Annotated in this window: 15 protein-coding genes; 4 read left to right on the top strand and 11 right to left on the bottom strand. The window is 68.4% G+C overall.

The window, feature by feature from the left end; translation table 11 throughout:
• Nucleotides 1–55 precede the first annotated feature (55 nt).
• The 3 genes from AC07V5_RS19480 to AC07V5_RS19490 are packed head-to-tail and all read left to right on the top strand — an operon-like array spanning nucleotide 56 to nucleotide 5,039.
• Complete coding sequence (locus tag AC07V5_RS19480) at nucleotides 56–2,953, top strand: TonB-dependent receptor domain-containing protein (protein ID WP_495117363.1); 2,898 nt, start codon at nucleotides 56–58, stop codon at nucleotides 2,951–2,953.
• 2 nt (nucleotides 2,954–2,955) lie between these two features.
• Entirely contained in the window at nucleotides 2,956–4,290 is a 1,335-nt protein-coding gene (locus AC07V5_RS19485) for a pectate lyase family protein (protein WP_495117364.1), read from the top strand.
• The gene (locus AC07V5_RS19490) at nucleotides 4,287–5,039 is read left to right on the top strand and encodes a rhamnogalacturonan acetylesterase (protein WP_495117365.1); all 753 of its coding nucleotides are present in this window, start codon (nucleotides 4,287–4,289) and stop codon (nucleotides 5,037–5,039) included. Before AC07V5_RS19485 ends, AC07V5_RS19490 begins: the two co-directional genes overlap by 4 nt.
• Before the next feature lies 1 nt (nucleotide 5,040).
• On the opposite strand, the gene AC07V5_RS19495 is transcribed toward AC07V5_RS19490, so the two are convergent.
• From AC07V5_RS19495 to AC07V5_RS19515, 5 genes are all read right to left on the bottom strand, one after another.
• Nucleotides 5,041–5,367 (bottom strand): cupin domain-containing protein, encoded by a 327-nt coding sequence (locus AC07V5_RS19495; protein ID WP_495117366.1) that lies wholly within the window; start codon nucleotides 5,365–5,367, stop codon nucleotides 5,041–5,043.
• Nucleotides 5,368–5,394: 27 nt separating this feature from the next.
• Entirely contained in the window at nucleotides 5,395–5,709 is a 315-nt protein-coding gene (cutA, locus tag AC07V5_RS19500) for a divalent-cation tolerance protein CutA (RefSeq protein ID WP_495117367.1), read from the bottom strand.
• Nucleotides 5,710–5,796: 87 nt separating this feature from the next.
• Complete coding sequence (locus tag AC07V5_RS19505) at nucleotides 5,797–6,111, bottom strand: hypothetical protein (RefSeq protein WP_495117368.1); 315 nt, start codon at nucleotides 6,109–6,111, stop codon at nucleotides 5,797–5,799.
• Between the two features lie 97 nt (nucleotides 6,112–6,208).
• Complete coding sequence (locus tag AC07V5_RS19510) at nucleotides 6,209–6,625, bottom strand: hypothetical protein (RefSeq protein ID WP_495117369.1); 417 nt, start codon at nucleotides 6,623–6,625, stop codon at nucleotides 6,209–6,211.
• A 114-nt stretch (nucleotides 6,626–6,739) separates the two neighbouring features.
• On the bottom strand, nucleotides 6,740–7,840 hold the full coding sequence (locus AC07V5_RS19515) for a dienelactone hydrolase family protein (RefSeq protein ID WP_495117370.1): 1,101 nt from the start codon (nucleotides 7,838–7,840) through the stop codon (nucleotides 6,740–6,742).
• A gap of 86 nt (nucleotides 7,841–7,926) precedes the next feature.
• On the opposite strand from AC07V5_RS19515, the gene AC07V5_RS19520 reads away from it, so the two are divergent.
• The gene (locus tag AC07V5_RS19520; RefSeq protein ID WP_495117371.1) at nucleotides 7,927–8,694 is read left to right on the top strand and encodes a substrate-binding periplasmic protein; all 768 of its coding nucleotides are present in this window, start codon (nucleotides 7,927–7,929) and stop codon (nucleotides 8,692–8,694) included.
• On the opposite strand, the gene AC07V5_RS19525 is transcribed toward AC07V5_RS19520, so the two are convergent.
• Genes AC07V5_RS19525 through AC07V5_RS19550 form a run of 6 tightly spaced genes read right to left on the bottom strand, consistent with a single transcriptional unit; the run spans nucleotide 8,691 to nucleotide 15,352 of the window.
• Nucleotides 8,691–9,986, bottom strand: coding sequence for a TRAP transporter large permease (locus tag AC07V5_RS19525; RefSeq protein ID WP_495118013.1), 1,296 nt, complete (start codon nucleotides 9,984–9,986; stop codon nucleotides 8,691–8,693). The two genes, AC07V5_RS19520 and AC07V5_RS19525, sit on opposite strands and share 4 nt — an antisense overlap.
• 10 nt (nucleotides 9,987–9,996) lie before the next feature.
• Complete coding sequence (locus tag AC07V5_RS19530) at nucleotides 9,997–10,491, bottom strand: TRAP transporter small permease (RefSeq protein ID WP_495117372.1); 495 nt, start codon at nucleotides 10,489–10,491, stop codon at nucleotides 9,997–9,999.
• On the bottom strand, nucleotides 10,488–11,447 hold the full coding sequence (locus AC07V5_RS19535; protein WP_495117373.1) for a TRAP transporter substrate-binding protein: 960 nt from the start codon (nucleotides 11,445–11,447) through the stop codon (nucleotides 10,488–10,490). Before AC07V5_RS19535 ends, AC07V5_RS19530 begins: the two co-directional genes overlap by 4 nt.
• 13 nt (nucleotides 11,448–11,460) lie before the next feature.
• Nucleotides 11,461–13,071 carry a family 43 glycosylhydrolase gene (locus AC07V5_RS19540; protein ID WP_495117374.1) on the bottom strand — a complete coding sequence of 537 codons (1,611 nt, stop codon included), beginning with the start codon at nucleotides 13,069–13,071 and terminating at the stop codon, nucleotides 11,461–11,463.
• Nucleotides 13,068–14,390, bottom strand: coding sequence for a pectate lyase family protein (locus AC07V5_RS19545; RefSeq protein ID WP_495117375.1), 1,323 nt, complete (start codon nucleotides 14,388–14,390; stop codon nucleotides 13,068–13,070). Before AC07V5_RS19545 ends, AC07V5_RS19540 begins: the two co-directional genes overlap by 4 nt.
• A gap of 5 nt (nucleotides 14,391–14,395) precedes the next feature.
• On the bottom strand, nucleotides 14,396–15,352 hold the full coding sequence (locus AC07V5_RS19550) for a sugar kinase (protein ID WP_495117376.1): 957 nt from the start codon (nucleotides 15,350–15,352) through the stop codon (nucleotides 14,396–14,398).
• Between the last annotated feature and the right edge of the window lie 130 nt (nucleotides 15,353–15,482).

Consider the following 15,482-nt stretch of genomic DNA (forward strand, 5'->3'; position numbering starts at 1 on the left):
CGGCACCCCGGTGGGCCCGACCGAGACGCAACGCAAAAGAACCTGAGGAGACATCATGAGCATCAAACCCCTGCAAGCCCGCACCCGCCTGACCCTGTGCGCCAGCGCCGTGCTGAGCCTGATGGCTTCGGCCCAGGCCCAGACCGCCGACGCTCCCGCAACCCTGGAACGCATCCAGATCACCGGCTCTTCCATCAAGCGGCTGGCGGGCGAGACGGCGTTGCCGGTGTCGGTGATCAAGTCCGAGGAGCTGGAGGCGCGCGGCCATACGGAGTTGAAAGACCTGGTGCTGGAGATGCCGCAGTCGCTGTCCCTGGGCACCAACAGCGGCGCCGCGGGGCCGATGCTCAATCTGCGTGGCTTGGGCCCCATGCGCACGCTGACGCTGCTGAACGGCCGGCGCATGGCCAACGAGCCGCTGCAGGACCAGTACGTCTCGGTCAGCGTCATCCCGCGCATGGCGCTGGACCGCGCCGAGACGCTGCGCGACGGCGCCTCATCCATCTACGGCTCCGACGCCATCGGTGGCGTGCAGAACTTCTGGACCTTCAACACCTACAAGGGTGCGCGCGTGAAGGCGGAGTGGAACCAGCCCGAGCATTCCGGCGGCGGCGAGACCAAGGCCATCGGCGCCATCGTGGGCATGGGGGACCTCAATGCCGACGGCTGGAATGCCTATCTGTCGCTGGACCATCAGCGCAAGTCGGCGCTGTTCAAGATCGACCGGCCGGAGCTGTACGACTACTCGGTGCTGTCGGCCATGGGCCTGGGCCTGGTGCCCGACAACAAGAACCCCAGCCCCACGGCCAACTTCGGCTTCACGGCGGCCGCCAACTCCAACTACAACCCGGCCTTCGCGACCGGCTGCGCGGCGCCTTACTCGCTGCCCACGCTGGGCGCCGGCAGCGTGGCCACGCCGGCCACCTATGGCAACGCCGGCTGCTACCGGAACCCGAACTACTACGACGCCATCACCGACGGCAGCGAGATCACCAACGTCTTCGGCAAGCTGAGCTGGAAGATCAACAACGACCACTCGCTGACGCTGGAAGGCCTGCACTCCAAGTTCAACGTGCAGAAGTACCGTGGCATGCAGGTGCCTGGCGCCACTGCGCCGGCCACCACCTACAGCATGCCGGCGACGAGCAAGTTCTACCCCGGCAAGGGCATCACGCCGGCCATGCAGGTGGTGGGCAGCAACACCGGCGCCAACTCGCCGGCGATGTTCATCGACGCGACCAAGACGCCCGGCACCGTCAGCACGCTGAACATGAACAACCGGACGATCTTCTTCGTCTGGGGCCCGGCCGAACTCGGCTCGGCCTACCGCAACGACGAGCAGAGCAACGATCGCCTGGTGCTCAGCGCCGAAGGCACCGTGGCCGGCTTCGACTACCGCGTGGGCCTGAACTACGGCCGCTCCCTGCGCGACACGCGTGCCGGCGCCGGCTACATCCTTTATTCCAAGGCGCAGGAAGGTTTCACCAATGGCATCCTCAATCCCTTCGGCCTGCAGGACGCCGCTGGCCTGGAGTACCTGAAGAGCATCGAGGCGAGCGACTACAGCTACCGCATCAACCGCGCGTACAACCAGAGCGTGGACGCGACGCTGACGCGCTCGCTGATGGAGCTGTCCGGCGGCCCGCTGATGGTGGCCCTGTCGGGCGAGCTGCGCCGTGATTCGGCCAAGGTTGAGGCCGCACCGCTGGACTACGTCGCCAAGAATGCCAACGGCACGCTGGCCATCGATTCCTTCGGCAACGTCACCAAGCACGACCTCGTCGGCGAGACGCCGGTGGGCGTGTCCCGCAAGCTGAAGCGCGACATCAAGTCGGCCGTCATCGAAGTGGACGCGCCCGTCACGCGCAGCCTGAGCCTGAATGCCGCGGTGCGCTCGGACAGCTACAGCGACCTCAACACGACGACGGTCAACCCCAAGCTGTCGGCCCGCTACCAGGCGCTGGACGAGCTGGTGCTGCGCGCTTCGGCCAACACGGGCTTCCGCGCACCGTCCATCATGGACATCCAGAACCCCACGCCCGAGGTGCGCACCCAGACCATGGACGACCCGGTGCTGTGCCCCAGCCCGACGCCCACCGTGGCCAACACCGGCACGCCGGTGGCCGGCTACACGCGCGACCAGGTCTGCAATGTCGTCATGAACTACTGGACCAAGTCGCCCGACAACAGCTTCCTCAAGCCCGAGAAGTCCAAGGGCTGGACGCTGGGCATGGCGCTGGAGCCCACCAAGGGCCTGCTGATCACGGCGGACTACTGGGGTATCAAGCTGACCGACATGCTCGGCGCCGTGGCCATTGCCGAGGTGCAGCAGCAGCCGGCCAAGTACGTGACCAACATCATCCGCAAGGCCGACGGCACCATCGACTACATCGTCGCCAGCCAGGCCAACCGCGGTGACACCAGCATCCGTGGCCTGGACCTGTCCGTGATGTACCGCGTAGCCACGCCCATCGGCCAGGCGAGCTTCATGCTGGACGGCACCTACTACGAGAGCTACCGCTTCAGCGCCGAGAAGAACGGCGAGGTGCTGAGCAATGTCGGCATCATCACCAACGACGCGCGTTACGGCGGCGCCGGCGTGAACTCCGGCCTGGCCGGCATGCCCCAGATCAACCCGCGCTGGAAGCACACGGCCTCGGTGGGCTTGCGCAACGGCCCGTGGTCGGGCCTGGTCTCGGTGCGCTACAGCACCGCGCTGACCGACCTCACGCCGCGTGCCGGCTCCACGCTCACGCGTGTCAGCCCCTACAGCCAGTACGGGGCGAGCCTCGCCTACTCGGGCTTCAAGGGGCTCAAGCTCAGCCTGGCAGTCAACAACATCACCAACGCGTCGCCGCCGGTCACGTCCAACACCATCTACACCGGCTACATCACCAGCCTGGCCGATGTGCTGGGCCGGGCGTACAAGGTGACGGCCGACTACACGTTCTGAGCATGAGCAAGCTTCATTCCCTGCGCCGTCGCGGCCTGCTGGCCGCGGGCGGCGGGCTGGGTCTCGCCGGCTGGCTGCCAGCCGCGGCCCAGACTCCTTCGCACGCCGGCATCGTCACCCGCGGCTGGACGTCCACCCAGGGCGGTCGCGGTGGGCGCGTCATCAAGGTGACGACGCTGGCAGCGTCCGGCCCCGGCAGCCTGAAGGAGGCGATCGAGGCCAGCGGCCCGCGCATCGTCGTCTTCGAGGTGGGTGGCGTCATCGACATGGGCGGCCAGCCGCTCAAGATCACGCAGCCCTTCCTGACGCTGGCCGGCCAGACGGCGCCCGACCCCGGCGTCAGCATCATCAAGGCCGAGACGATGATCTCGACGCATGACGTCGTCATCCAGCACCTGACATTCCGCCCCGGCGAGTTCGGCCGGCCCAAGAAGGGCGGCGGCGACCAGGACGGCATCTCGACGCTGGGCGACGCCCACGACGTCATCGTCGACCACTGCAGCTTCTCCTGGGCCACCGACGAGAACCTGTCCGCCAGTGGCCCGCGCTTCGATGGCGGCAAGAGCGTTGAGCAATGGCGCGAGGCCACGTCGCACCGCATCACCTACAGCCACAACCTCATCTACGAGGGCCTGGGCAACTCGGTGCATGTGAAGGGCGAGCACAGCAAGGGCTCGCTGATCCACGACAACACGACCGCCGTGCTGATCTACGGCAACGTCTACGTGTCCAACCGCCAGCGCAACGCGCTCTTCAAGGGCGGTGCGCATGGCGCCATGGTCAACAACTACGTGTTCAACCCGGGCGACCGGGCCGTGCACTACAACCTGCTCGCCAACGAGTGGGAAGGCCAGCCCTGGCAGACCGGCAAGCTGACGCTCGTCGGCAACGCGCTGCGCCACGGCCCCAGCACGGTAGCGGGCACGCCTTTCTTCATGCTGCTGGGCCAGGGCGACCTGGAGCTCTACATGGCCGACAACATCGCCCATGACGCGCTGGGTGCGCCGGCCCCGCTGCTGGGCCGCAACGCGACGACGACGGCCAAGTTGATCGTCGCCAGCCAGGCCTATCTGCCGCCGAACCAGCCGCCGTTGCGCCCGGCCGCCTCACTGGCCCGCGAACTGCCGCCCCTCGTCGGCGCACGCCCCTGGGCGCGTGACCCGCTGGATGCGAAGCTGCTGGCGGACATGGCGCAGGGCAAGGGCAAGCTGATCGACTCCGAAGTCGAGAACGCCCTCGGCTACCCGCGCCATGCGCCGACGCAGCGCACCTTCAAGCCCGAGGACTGGAACCTCGACGACATGAGCCCCAAAGCCGGCTGGCCCGCTCTCACATGAAGACACTCCTGCTTCTGGCGGCGTTGCTCGCCGCTTCCGCCACGGCCCAGACGCCGTCACCCGCCGCGTCCGCGCCGAAAGGTGAAACCACCGCCAACGTTGCCACCGGCCCGCGCCTCATCCTCGTCGGAGACTCGACGATGGCGCCGCGCAGCGGCTATGGCAACGCGCTGTGCGCCCGCTTCCAGCAGGTGGCATGCATCAACCTCGCGCGCGGTGGCCGCTCCAGCATGAGCTTCCGCGCCGAGGGCCTGTGGGCCACGGTGCTGACCCTGCTGGGCGAGGGCGGTGCCAGCAGGCAGAAGACCCTGGTGCTGATCCAGTTCGGCCACAACGACCAGCCCGGCAAGCCTGGCCGCTCGACGGACCTCGCCACGGAGTTCGGGCCCAACATGACGGGCTACGTGAAGGACGTGAAGGCCGCCGGCGCCGAGGTGCTGCTGATCACGCCGCTGACGCGCCGGACCTTCAAGGACGGTGAACTGCCCAACGACCTTCGCCCCTGGGCAGAGGCCGTCATCAAGGTGGGCGCCGAGCAGGGCGTGCCGGTACTGGACCTGAACGCCATCAGCCACGCCGCGGTTGCCGCCATGGGCCAGCCCGCGGCCGACACGCTGGCGGAGGCACCGCCGCGCTTTGATCGCACCCACTTGGGCCCCAAGGGCGCGGCGCTGTTCTCGGAGCAAGTGATGGAGGGGCTGCTGAAGCTCAGACCGGAACTGGCCATGGCGCGCACGCTCGAGAAGTGAGTCAGGGCAGCACGACGGTCACGAGAGCCATGGCGTCCTCGAGCGCCAGCACGTCGTGCACAGCCTCCCGCTCCAGATAGAGCAACTGGCCCGCCTGCAACTGATGGCGGCCGGCATCGGTCGTCACGGCCAATGCGCCGGAGATGCACTGGATGGTGATCTCATACGCCACCTTGTGCGGCGGCACTGCCTTGCCGGCGGGCAGCACGAGGCGCATGACCTCCAGGTCGCGCGACTTGAACAGCGCCACCGTCCGCGCGCCGTCAGGGTCGGCGGCGCCGGGGCGGATATCGATGGCTTGACCGGGCGTGGCATGCGGGATGGCCATGGCAGCAAGTATGCGCTTCGTGCGGTTTCAGGCCGACAGCGATTCGCGCAGCCAGGTCAGGTACTCGGGTGTCGCCCCGACCACTGGGAGCGCAAAGATCGCCGGCAGCTCGTAAGGGTGCAGCTCAAGCAGCAGCGCCTCGAGGGCCGGATAGCGTGCGCGGCTGGTCTTGAACATCAGCCGGACCTCGGGCTCGCAGACGACCTCGCCCTGCCAGCGGTAGGTGCTGCGAATGGATTCCGTTTGCACGCAGGCGGCAAGGTGCTGCTCGACGGCGGTACGGGCGAGGGCATCGGCCTGGTCTTGGCTGCCTACGGTGGTGAAGACGGCGAGGACATCCATGGGTGCTTCACTCGCATCAGGGTGCTTCGTGCTGAGAAAAGCGCTCCATGGCTTCCGCGCCGATGTACTAAGCGGGAGTCGTGATCGTCATTTCTTCGCCGCCGGCCTGTGGATCATCGTCCGCTGAAACCACGCCTCGTTCATCCGCGCCAGGAAGTTCGCATTGATCGGAAAGCCGCAGCCGTCGCCCAGCACGGCCTCAGAGCCGCATCGCGGGCACATGGCGGTCTGCTCGTTGAGGGCCTTGGGGTCGTCCATGTTCTGCACCGTCAGGCCCGTCCAGCCGACGATCTCGTCGGGGCCGAACATGGCGACACAGTTGCAGCAGCCACAGACCTTGCTGCCCTCGATCTGGGCGTAGTTGTTGGTCGTGTAGCGGTAGGCGGCGAGCAGTTCGTTCATGGCGGCGGTGGGTGAGCTTGGTTCAGCGAGAGTGTGGCGCCGCATTGCGCCGGGCGCCATCGTGCTTGTGGGGACGGGTGTACCCGTCGGCAGGTGCTCAACCGGCGCGGGCGGCCCGCTGCTTCGAGGCCGCGTTGGCGCTGCCTAGTGGCGTCATGGACTTGAGCGCCAGTGAGGCTGAGCGCAGTACGGGTGCCGCGGCATTGACGAGAAGGACGCCGAGGATGGTGTCCCAGAAAAAGACGCTGACCAGCGCCAGGCCAACGGTCACGCCTCCGAAGACCAGAGCGCCTACGCATTGAGCCAGTTCATCGCCAACGTGGATCAGCACCAGACCAGCGCTGAGCACGATGAGCAGCGCCCACCCGATGAAGGGCTCGTTCACGAGCCGGAAGGGCGTGGTCTTGGGCTTCCAGTCGCCGCTGATGCCCAGGGCGGACAGCAGCATCAGCACAGCCAGCACGACGGTCAGGGCCAGCAAGAAGGCGGACCCGCGGTGGTTCAAGTGCTTCATGTACCGGTTTGCTGGGTGGTGTTCGCGGCACTATGCCAACAAAGCCTGATCCGGCCGCAGGCCACGGAGGTGAAAACTCGCCAACGGGCGGCATCGCTTCACCGGCCGCCAGTGCTACAGGCTGGCCAGCCACGCCACGGCGGCGCGTTGTTGGTCGAGGTCGAAGCGATGGCCGCCCGCCGTCGCTCGCGTGTTGAAGCGGCTGCCCCGCCCCCAGGCCTTGGCCAGCTGCGCCCACGCCTGCTGCGCCGCATCCCACGGGAAGAGCTTGTCGTCGTTGGACCCGAACAGCATCAGCGGCCTCGGCGCGATCAGCGCGGCCACGTCGGGGTGGTCCAGCTCCGCCGCCAGCCCCGGGTGCGCCATGCTGAAGGCCGATTGCCCCTGCAGCGTGTGCTCACCGGCGCGCAGCAAGCCCTCGCGGGTGCACATCCAGTGTGCCGCGACACAGGCCGAGACCTGCTCGCTGACGGCGGCCAGCTGCCAGGCGCGGAAGGCACCCATTGAAAAACCCAGCACCGCTACGCGTTTGGCATCGATCTCAGGCCGTTCGCGCAGCCAGCGGTGCGAGCGCAGGTCGTCGCTGGCGATCACGCCGGCCCAGCTGTGGCCGAGCTGCAGCAGGTGGTTGGCCAGGGCCTGCTGGTCGTCCTTGACGAAACCGGTGCGGCCGCGATCGCTCCAGCCGAGGGCGTCGATGGCCAGCACGGCGAAGCCGGCGTCCACCAGCGTGTCGCCGACAAAGCTGCCGCCGTAGTAGCGCTGCACCCAGGCCTGGGCGGATTCGTGCACTGCCGGGCGCGCGGATGCCAGCGGGCGGATGAGCTTTTCCTTGCCGATGTCGAAGCGCGCGCCGTGGTCGTGCATGACGACGACGGCGGGGTGGGGGCCAGGGCCTTTGGGGCGCAGATAGAGGGCCGGTACGTGGTCGCCAAGGGCGCCGCGCAGCGTCAGCGCCTGCGCGGTGTGGCTGCCGCGGTCTTCCTCACTCTGCACTTCGGTCGCGAAGCCGTTGCCGTCATCGCCGGGCTGCAGCATCAGCCGGCGCGCGGTGGCGAGTGCTTCGGTGCGCCAGCCCGGGTCGGGCCGCCAGGCCAGGCGAGGCCGCCAGTTGCGCTGCAGGCGGGCCAGGGTGTCGTCCAGCCGCTGTGCGGTGGACGGCAGGGCGGCGCTGGCCAGCAGCAGCGCCAGGAGTTGGCGGCGGGCGCGACTCATGGTCGGCCCCAGGGTACGTGCGCACTGGCTTGTGCGAGAGTCCAACGCACAAGGCAGCCCGACTGCCTTTTGCCAGTGTCTCCCGCATGAGCCTCAACCGCCGCGACCTGATTGCCTTGCTGCCCCTGGCGCAGCTGGGGCAAACCGCGCGGGCCGAAACCGCGGCGCCGCTGCGCATCGGCTGGGGCGACTTCCCCCCGTTCCAGATGCGCGCCGCGCCCGGGCCCGAGGGGCTGGACATCGAGTTGATCGAACTCATCGCACTGGCGGCCGGCGAGCGGCTGCGATGGCTGAACCTGCCCTGGGCGCGCCAGCTGTCGGACCTGGCGCAGGGCGAGCTGGACCTGGTGGCGGGCGCTACGCACTCGCCGGAGCGCGAGGTCTTTGCGGAATACACCCAGGCCTACCGCCAGGAGCGCGTGGCGTTGATGGCGCTGGCGGGCGGCGCGCCGGCGCTGAAAGCGCTGGCCGAGCTCAAGGGCCGCGGTCTGCGCGTGGGCATCATCCGGGGCTCCACGGTGCCGGCCCATGTTCGGCAGGAGCTGGACGACCCGGCGCTGCGCCAGCTGCTGGTGCCGCTGTATGCCAACGACCTGACGCTGTCTGCGCTGCGCGGCCGGCGGGTGGACTACGTCCTTGAAGACCCGGTCACCACCCTCTACCGCGCCGCCCGGTCGCCGGGCGAGGGGGTGGTGGTGGCGCTGGACTTGATGGTCAGCCCCGTGCACCTGATGGTGTCGCGCCGCCTGCTCGCGCAGCGGCCGGACCTGGTGCAGCGCCTCAACCAAGGCCTGCTGCGGGCGCGTCAACAGCCGGCCTGGGCTCAGGTGCTGGCCCGCTATCCGGGGCTTTAGCCGCCCACCCATTTCGGCAACGCCATCGACAGCGCCGGGATGTAGGTGACGGCCAGCAGCGTGGCCAGCAGCGCGCCGTAGAAGGGCGCGATGGATCGCATCACCTGCCCGACCGACACACCGCCGATCGCGCAGCCGACGAACTGCGTGCTGCCCACGGGCGGGGTGTTCAGACCCAGCGCGCAGTTCAGCAGCATGACGACACCGAACTGCGTCGGGTCCATGCCGGCCTTCATGCAGATGGGCAGGAAGATGGGCGTGCAGATCAGGATGGTGGCCGCCATGTCGAGGAAGGTGCCGAGCAGGAACAGCAGCACGTTCACCCACAGGAAGATGGCCCAGGGCCTGTTGCCGCTGAGCTGCTCCAGCCATTCGCCGGTCTTCTGCGGCACCTCGTACAGCGCCATGAAGTAGCCGAAGGCGGCCGAGATGCCGATCAGCAGCAGCACGACGCCGGTGGTCTTGCAGGCCTTGGCGCAGGCCTCCAGGAAGCCGCGCCAGGAGAGCGACCGGTAGACCACGCCCGTGACGATCAGCGCCCAGCACACGGCCGTGGCGGCCGACTCGGTGGCCGTGAACACGCCGCTGAGGATGCCGCCCAGGATGATGACGATGACGAAGAGCCCCGGCAGCGCCGCCATGAAGGCCGCGAACACCGCCTGCCAGCCAGGGAAGGCGCCGTGTGTGGGGTAGCCACGCTTGCGGGCCACGCCGTAGGCGGCGGCGAGGTTGGACAGCGTCAGCAGCAGGGCCGGGATCAGGCAGGCCAGGATGAGGTTGAACACGCTCACCGCCGCGATGCCGGCGGTGGCCAGCACGTAGATGATGAGGTTGTGCGAGGTGGGCATCAGTGCGCCCACCAGCGCGGCGTGCGTGGTGACGTTGACCGCGTAGTCAGCGTCATAGCCCTCGCGCTTCATCAACGGAATCATCACCGAGCCCATGGCCGACACGTCGGCCAGCGGTGAGCCAGCCACGCCGCCGAACAGCGTGCAGCCCAGCACGTTGCTCATGCCCAGGCCGCCGCGCACATGGCCCACCAGCCGGTTGGCGAAGTTGACGATGCGCTCCGCAATGCCGCCGTGCAGCATCAGCTCGCCGGCAAAGATGAAGAACGGAATCGCCAGGAAGCTGAACACCTGCATGCCGCCCACCATCTTCTGGAAGACGATGGCCATCGGCAGGTCGGCGGCCAGCACGGTGGCGACGGAGGACAGCCCGATGGCAAACGCCACCGGCACGCCCAGGAGCAGCAGCAGCACGAAGCTGCCGCACATGACCCAAAGTTCCATGCCTTCCACGTCAGACCCCAGCTTCTTGAACTTCATGGCCGCGCCACAGCGCGATCAGATGCTCGATGCAGAACAACACGATGAGCGCGCCGGCGATCACCAGCGGCAGATAGTCCAGCCCCTCGGGCACGCCCAGCATGGGCTTGGGCTCGGCCCATTTCAGCGTCAGCCATTCCCAGCCGGCCATGGCCATCAGCACGGCGAAGACGAGCACGCAGACATGGATGGCCGCCTCGGCCACGCGCTGCGCGCCCTTGGGCAGCAGCACGACGAGGGACTCCATGCCCAGGTGGCCCGCGTCGCGCACGCCCACTGCCACGGCCAGCGCCGTGATGTAGAGCACCAGCAGCAGTGCGAAGGGCTCCGTCCAGGTCGGCGAGTCGTTCAGCAGGTAGCGGCCTATCACTTGCCATTGCACGCACACGACGAGCACCACCAGCCCCAGCACCGCCGTGCGCAGCGACCAGCGCGACAGGGCCGCGCAGAGCTTGGTATAGCCGCTCATTTCACGTCCTGGATGGACTTGACCAGGGCCTGCAGCTCGGGCGTGTTGACGAACTTGGCGATGACCGGCTGCACGGCCTGGCGGAAGGCTTCGCGGTCGACGTCGATGAACTGCGCACCGGCCGCCTTGGCCGCGGCAAGCGCCTTGGCTTCCTGGGCGTCCCAGAGCTCGCGCTCGACGGGCACCGAGGCCTTGGCGGCTTCGCGCAGCTGCTTCTGCTGGTCGGGCGTCAGCTTGTCCCAGATCTTCTTGCTGATGAACAGGCCTTCCGGCGTCATCGCGTGTTCGGTGCGGCTGTAGAACTTCGCCGCCTCCATGTGGCGAAAACCGTCGTAGCTCGGCACGTTGTTCTCGGCCGCGTCGATGAGGCCGGTCTTGAGCCCCGTGTAGACCTCGCCGATGGGCATGGGCGAGGGGTTGGCGCCCAGTGCCGTCATGGCGGCCACCCACAGGTCGGTTTGCTGCACGCGGATCTTCAGACCCTTCATGTCGGCCAGCGTCTTGATGGGCTTGCGCGCGTAGACGGAGCGGGAGCCCGAGTCGTACAGCGCCAGGCCCACCATGCCCTGGTGCTCGCAGCCCTTGAGGATTTCATCGCCCGGCGCGCCGTCGTAGGCCTTGCGCATGTGGGCCGTGTCGCGGAACAGGAAGGGCAGGGCGGGCACCAGTGTCTTGGGGCACATGGCCGTCAACTGGCCGAGGTTCACGCGCGTCATCGCCAGCGCGCCGAGCTTGACCTGGTCGACAGTCTCTTTCTCGCTGCCCAGCGCACCCTTGTTGAAGACCTTGACGGTGAGCGCGCCGCCGCTGCTCTTGGCCAGCACCTGGCCCAGGTGCTTGACGGCGGCGACGGTGGGGTAGTCGTCGCTGTTGTGCACGTCGGCCGATTTCAGCTCCAGGGCTTGCAGGGCGGGGCTGATGAGCAGCGCGGCGATCAGTGTGAGTCGGGTCTTCATGGGGTTGTCTCCTTCAGTCGAGGGCGCGATAGCGCAGGTTCGAGAAGCGTGCTTCGCCCTGGCCCGCAGCGTAGATCGCCGGGCGCAGGCTGGCGAAACCGCCTGCCGTGTTGTGGTGGTAGCCGCTGACGTCCATCTGCACCGGGAACTTGGCCCAGGCTTGGCTTGCGTCGGCGCGGCTGAAGAGGGTGAGCACGTGGCGCACGCAGCGCAGCTTGAGCTGCATCCTGCGCGCGATGCCGGTGGGCTTGGGCACGGCGCGGATGTCCTGCCCGTAGCGGTGCAGCTGGAAGCTGCGGGCGTTGGCGCCCATGCCGGCGTACAGCTTGGCGCTGTAGAACATAACGACGCCGGCCTGCACGCCTTCGTCGACCTCGAGGTCGAACTCCAGCTCGAAGGCCGGGTCGCCCTGGATGAAGCCCAGCGGTGCGCTTTCGCCCGGGCCCTTGCCAGGGGTGGCGGTGAGGTGCAGCTTGCCGCCGGCCACGCGGGCGCGGGGCATCTGGCCGCTGCCGCTAAGGAACTGCCAGTGGGCCTTCAGCGTGCTGCCCGCAAAGTCGTCCGACAGGGCCAGCCCATGTGGCAGCGCCTTGCCGCCCTTGGGGCTGGCGGGCATGGGCAGAGGCACGCCATCATCAGCATCGACATGGAACCAGCCATCGACGCTGAAGCGCGCTGGCGCCAGCAGCATCTGGCGGCCCAGCGTGTGAAAGCTGTTCTCGTAGCCGTGATACAGCATCCACCAGCCGCCGTCCGGCCCCTGCACCAGGCTGCCATGCCCGCGCGACCACCAGCGTTCGCGTGGCGAACGTGTGCGCATCAGCGGGTTGTGCGGCGCCTGCTCCCAGGGGCCCTCCAGCGTGCGGCTGCGCGCGGCGATGACCATGTGCCCGGTCGGCGGCCCGGCCGTGCCGCCCACGGCCAGCAGCATGTGCCACCAGCCGCCGTGGCGCAGCATCTTGGGGCCCTCGGGCGAGAAGCTCTCGACGTCCCAGTCTTCGGGATAGCGCCAGGGGTCGTAGACATGCTCGATGGGGCCGGCGACCTTGAGGCCGTCGGCGCTGAGGCGCACGCGGTCGCCGCCGCTCAGGTAGAGCCAGCGCTGACCGTCTTCGCCGGCGACATGCGTCGGGTCGATGTGCTTGGACAACCCAAGGGCCACGGGCTTGGACCAAGGCCCTTCAATGCGGTCGGCCCAGGTGACGAGGATGTCGTTCGGCGCGGCCTTGACCGGCAGGTAGAGGTAGTAGCGACCGCCGTGCTTGCACAGGTCCGGCGCCCAGACGCTGCCGACGGCCTCGTTCAGCGCGTTGGCCACCGGCTGCCAGTTGACGAGGTCGCGCGAGTGCCAGATCAGCAGCCCCGGCACGGCCTCGAAGCTGGAGTGGGTCAGGTAGTAGTCGCTGCCGTCCTTCAGCACCGTGGGGTCGGGGCGGTCGCCGGCCAACACCGGGTTGACGTAGTTGCCATCGCCCATGTCGGCCTTGCGCTGGCCTTCGATGCCCTTCGGCCACGGTTTGCACGGTGGCAGATAAGGCTGGCCTGGCGCATCGCTGCAATCAGGGGCAGCGAAGGCCGGAGGCGCCGCAAGCAATGCAAGCAGCTCGCGGCGTAGCAAACTCATTTCGAGACCTGAGTGAACAGCGATTGCCAACCGGCCTTGGGACTCATGTCGGTCAGGTTCCAGTCGGTCTCCACAAACGCACGCTGCGTGGCCTTGCGCCTGGGCAGGCCGTCGGGGTTGTTCTGGGTCTCGTCGTCGATGAGCGTGCCGCGGTCCTCGGCGATGTCGGACAGTTGCTTGAAGTCCAGCGGGTCGCGCGCCCAGGGCCGCGAGCCGACGTAAAGCGGCAGCAGGCGCTCCAGCTCGCGTGGGGCCAGCCATGTCAGGCCGGGCGGCAGATAGGGCTCGCGCGTCGGAATGATCTGCGCGGGGCTGGTGGTGTAGCGGCCGGTGAGGGGCAGCGGCAGGCCGTTGCGGTCGACCGCCATGTTGTCCTGCTCGAAGAGCTGCACATCGCCCACGCCGCCCAGCGTGAACAGCGGCAGGCCCAGTACCGTGCCGGGGCCGGCGCGGTAGACGTTGCCGGCCAGCGTGATCTTGCCGGTCTGGTAGGGCTGGCCGACCCACTCGTGGGCGATCAGGTTGTAGTGCACGGCGCGTGCGCCGGGGTTGTAGATCAGGTTGTTGACCATCGCGCCCCACACGCCGCCCTTGAACAGCGCGTTGCGCTCGCGGTTGGACGCGTAGACATTGCCCAGCAGCAGGATCTGCGAGACGTTGTCGTGGATGAGGCTGCCCTTGCTGTGGTCGCCCTTGATGTGCACCGCCTCGCCCAGGCCCTCGTAGATGAGGTTGTGGCTGTAGGTGAGGGCGTGCGAGGTGCTCTCGCGCCAGTCGGCCGGCGTGGCGCCGTTGAAGCGCTTGCCGCCGGCCGACAGGTTTTCGTCGGTGGCCCAGGAGAAGCTGCAGTGGTCCACGATGACGCGCGCCGCGCCGTCGGAGGTGGACAGGCCGTCGTGGTCGTTGCCGCTGCGCTTGGGCCGCCCGTAGGCACCGGGGCGGATGCTGATGTGCTGCAGGATCACGTCCCGGGCGAACACCTCCAGCTCGCCCTTGACGAGGGTGATGCCGGGGTCGGGCGCCGTCTGGCCGGCGATGGTGACCTTGCCTTCACGCAGCTTCCAGCTCTTGCCGCCCAGGTCGATGACACCGCCCACCTCGAAGACGACGATGCGCGGGCCGGGTGTGTCCAGCGCCGCTTTCAGGCTGCCCGGGCCGTCTGTGGCCAGCGTTGTCACGCGGATGATCTTGCCGCCCTGGCCGCCGGTGGTTTGCGCCCAGCCGGCGTGCACGTAGGTGGCGGGGTGCAGAGGTGCGTTGCCCTCGGCGTGGCACAGGCCGACGGTGGCGGTCAGCGCCAGGGTCCAGAGGGTTCGCATGGGGTTCAGCCTTGGAGAAGGTCTTGCATGGCCTCACGCGGGATCAGCGCGCCGGGATGTTGGATGACCCGGGCCGCGAGCCGGTTGCCGAAGGCCGCGGCCTCGGCGGGCGCGGTGCCGCGCAGGCGCTGGCTGAGGTAGCCGGCGGCGAAGGAGTCACCGGCGGCCGTCGTGTCGACGACGCGCGGCACGGTCTCGGTGGCCACCTCCTGCCAGGCACCGCTGCCGCCGACGATGGCAGACAGCGCGCCGCGCTTGATGGCAATCTCGTCCACCGGCAGCGCCTGGGCCGCGCTGACGGCGGAGGCCAGGTCGGGCAGGCCGTGCAGGGCCTGGTGGTCGTCGGCGGTGATCAAGGCCACGGTCGACGCGGCGAAGGCACGGCCATACCAGTAGCGCGCATCGGCCGCGGAGTCCCACAGCCGCGGGCGGAAGTTGTTGTCGAAGGCGACGACCTTGCCGTTGGCGCGCATGCGCGTCATCAGCGCCAGCACGCGCTCCCGGCCGGCCGGCGGCAGGATGGCCAGGCTGATGCCCGACAGATAGAGGGCGTCCAGCGCGTCGGCCTGATCCTCCAGCGCCGTGGCGGCGGTGTCGAAATAGGACCGCGCCGCCGCCTGGCCGCGCCAGTAGTGAAAGCGCCGCTCGCCGCCTTCGTCCAGCTCGATCAGGTAGAGCCCCGGCAGCCGCCCGGGCAGGCGCTGCACCAGGCCTGTCTGCACACCCTCCGCCGCCCAGCGCTCCACGAGGCCGGTGCTGAGGCTGTCATCGCCCAGCGCCGTTGCGTAATGCACCCGCAGCGCCGGGCCGCCGCAGCGGGCCAGGTAGACGGCGGTGTTCAGCGTGTCGCCGCCGAAGCTCTGGCGCAGTTGGCCGAAGGCCTGGCCTTGCAGCTCCAGCATGCATTCGCCCAGGGCAGCAATCGACACCGGCCGGTGGCCGGGCGCAGTGGAAGGGGTCACGATCTAAAAATGAAACAGCGGTTCAATAAAGATAGCTTAGCTGGTTCATTTATTGGCCCATGGTTTACCCCTGGGAGGGATCAGGAGCTGTCGGCCCGCCTTACAGCCCTGCCGCCCGTCCTTGGTATTC

Source organism: Roseateles sp. GW821-FHT02E12, from assembly GCF_059421665.1.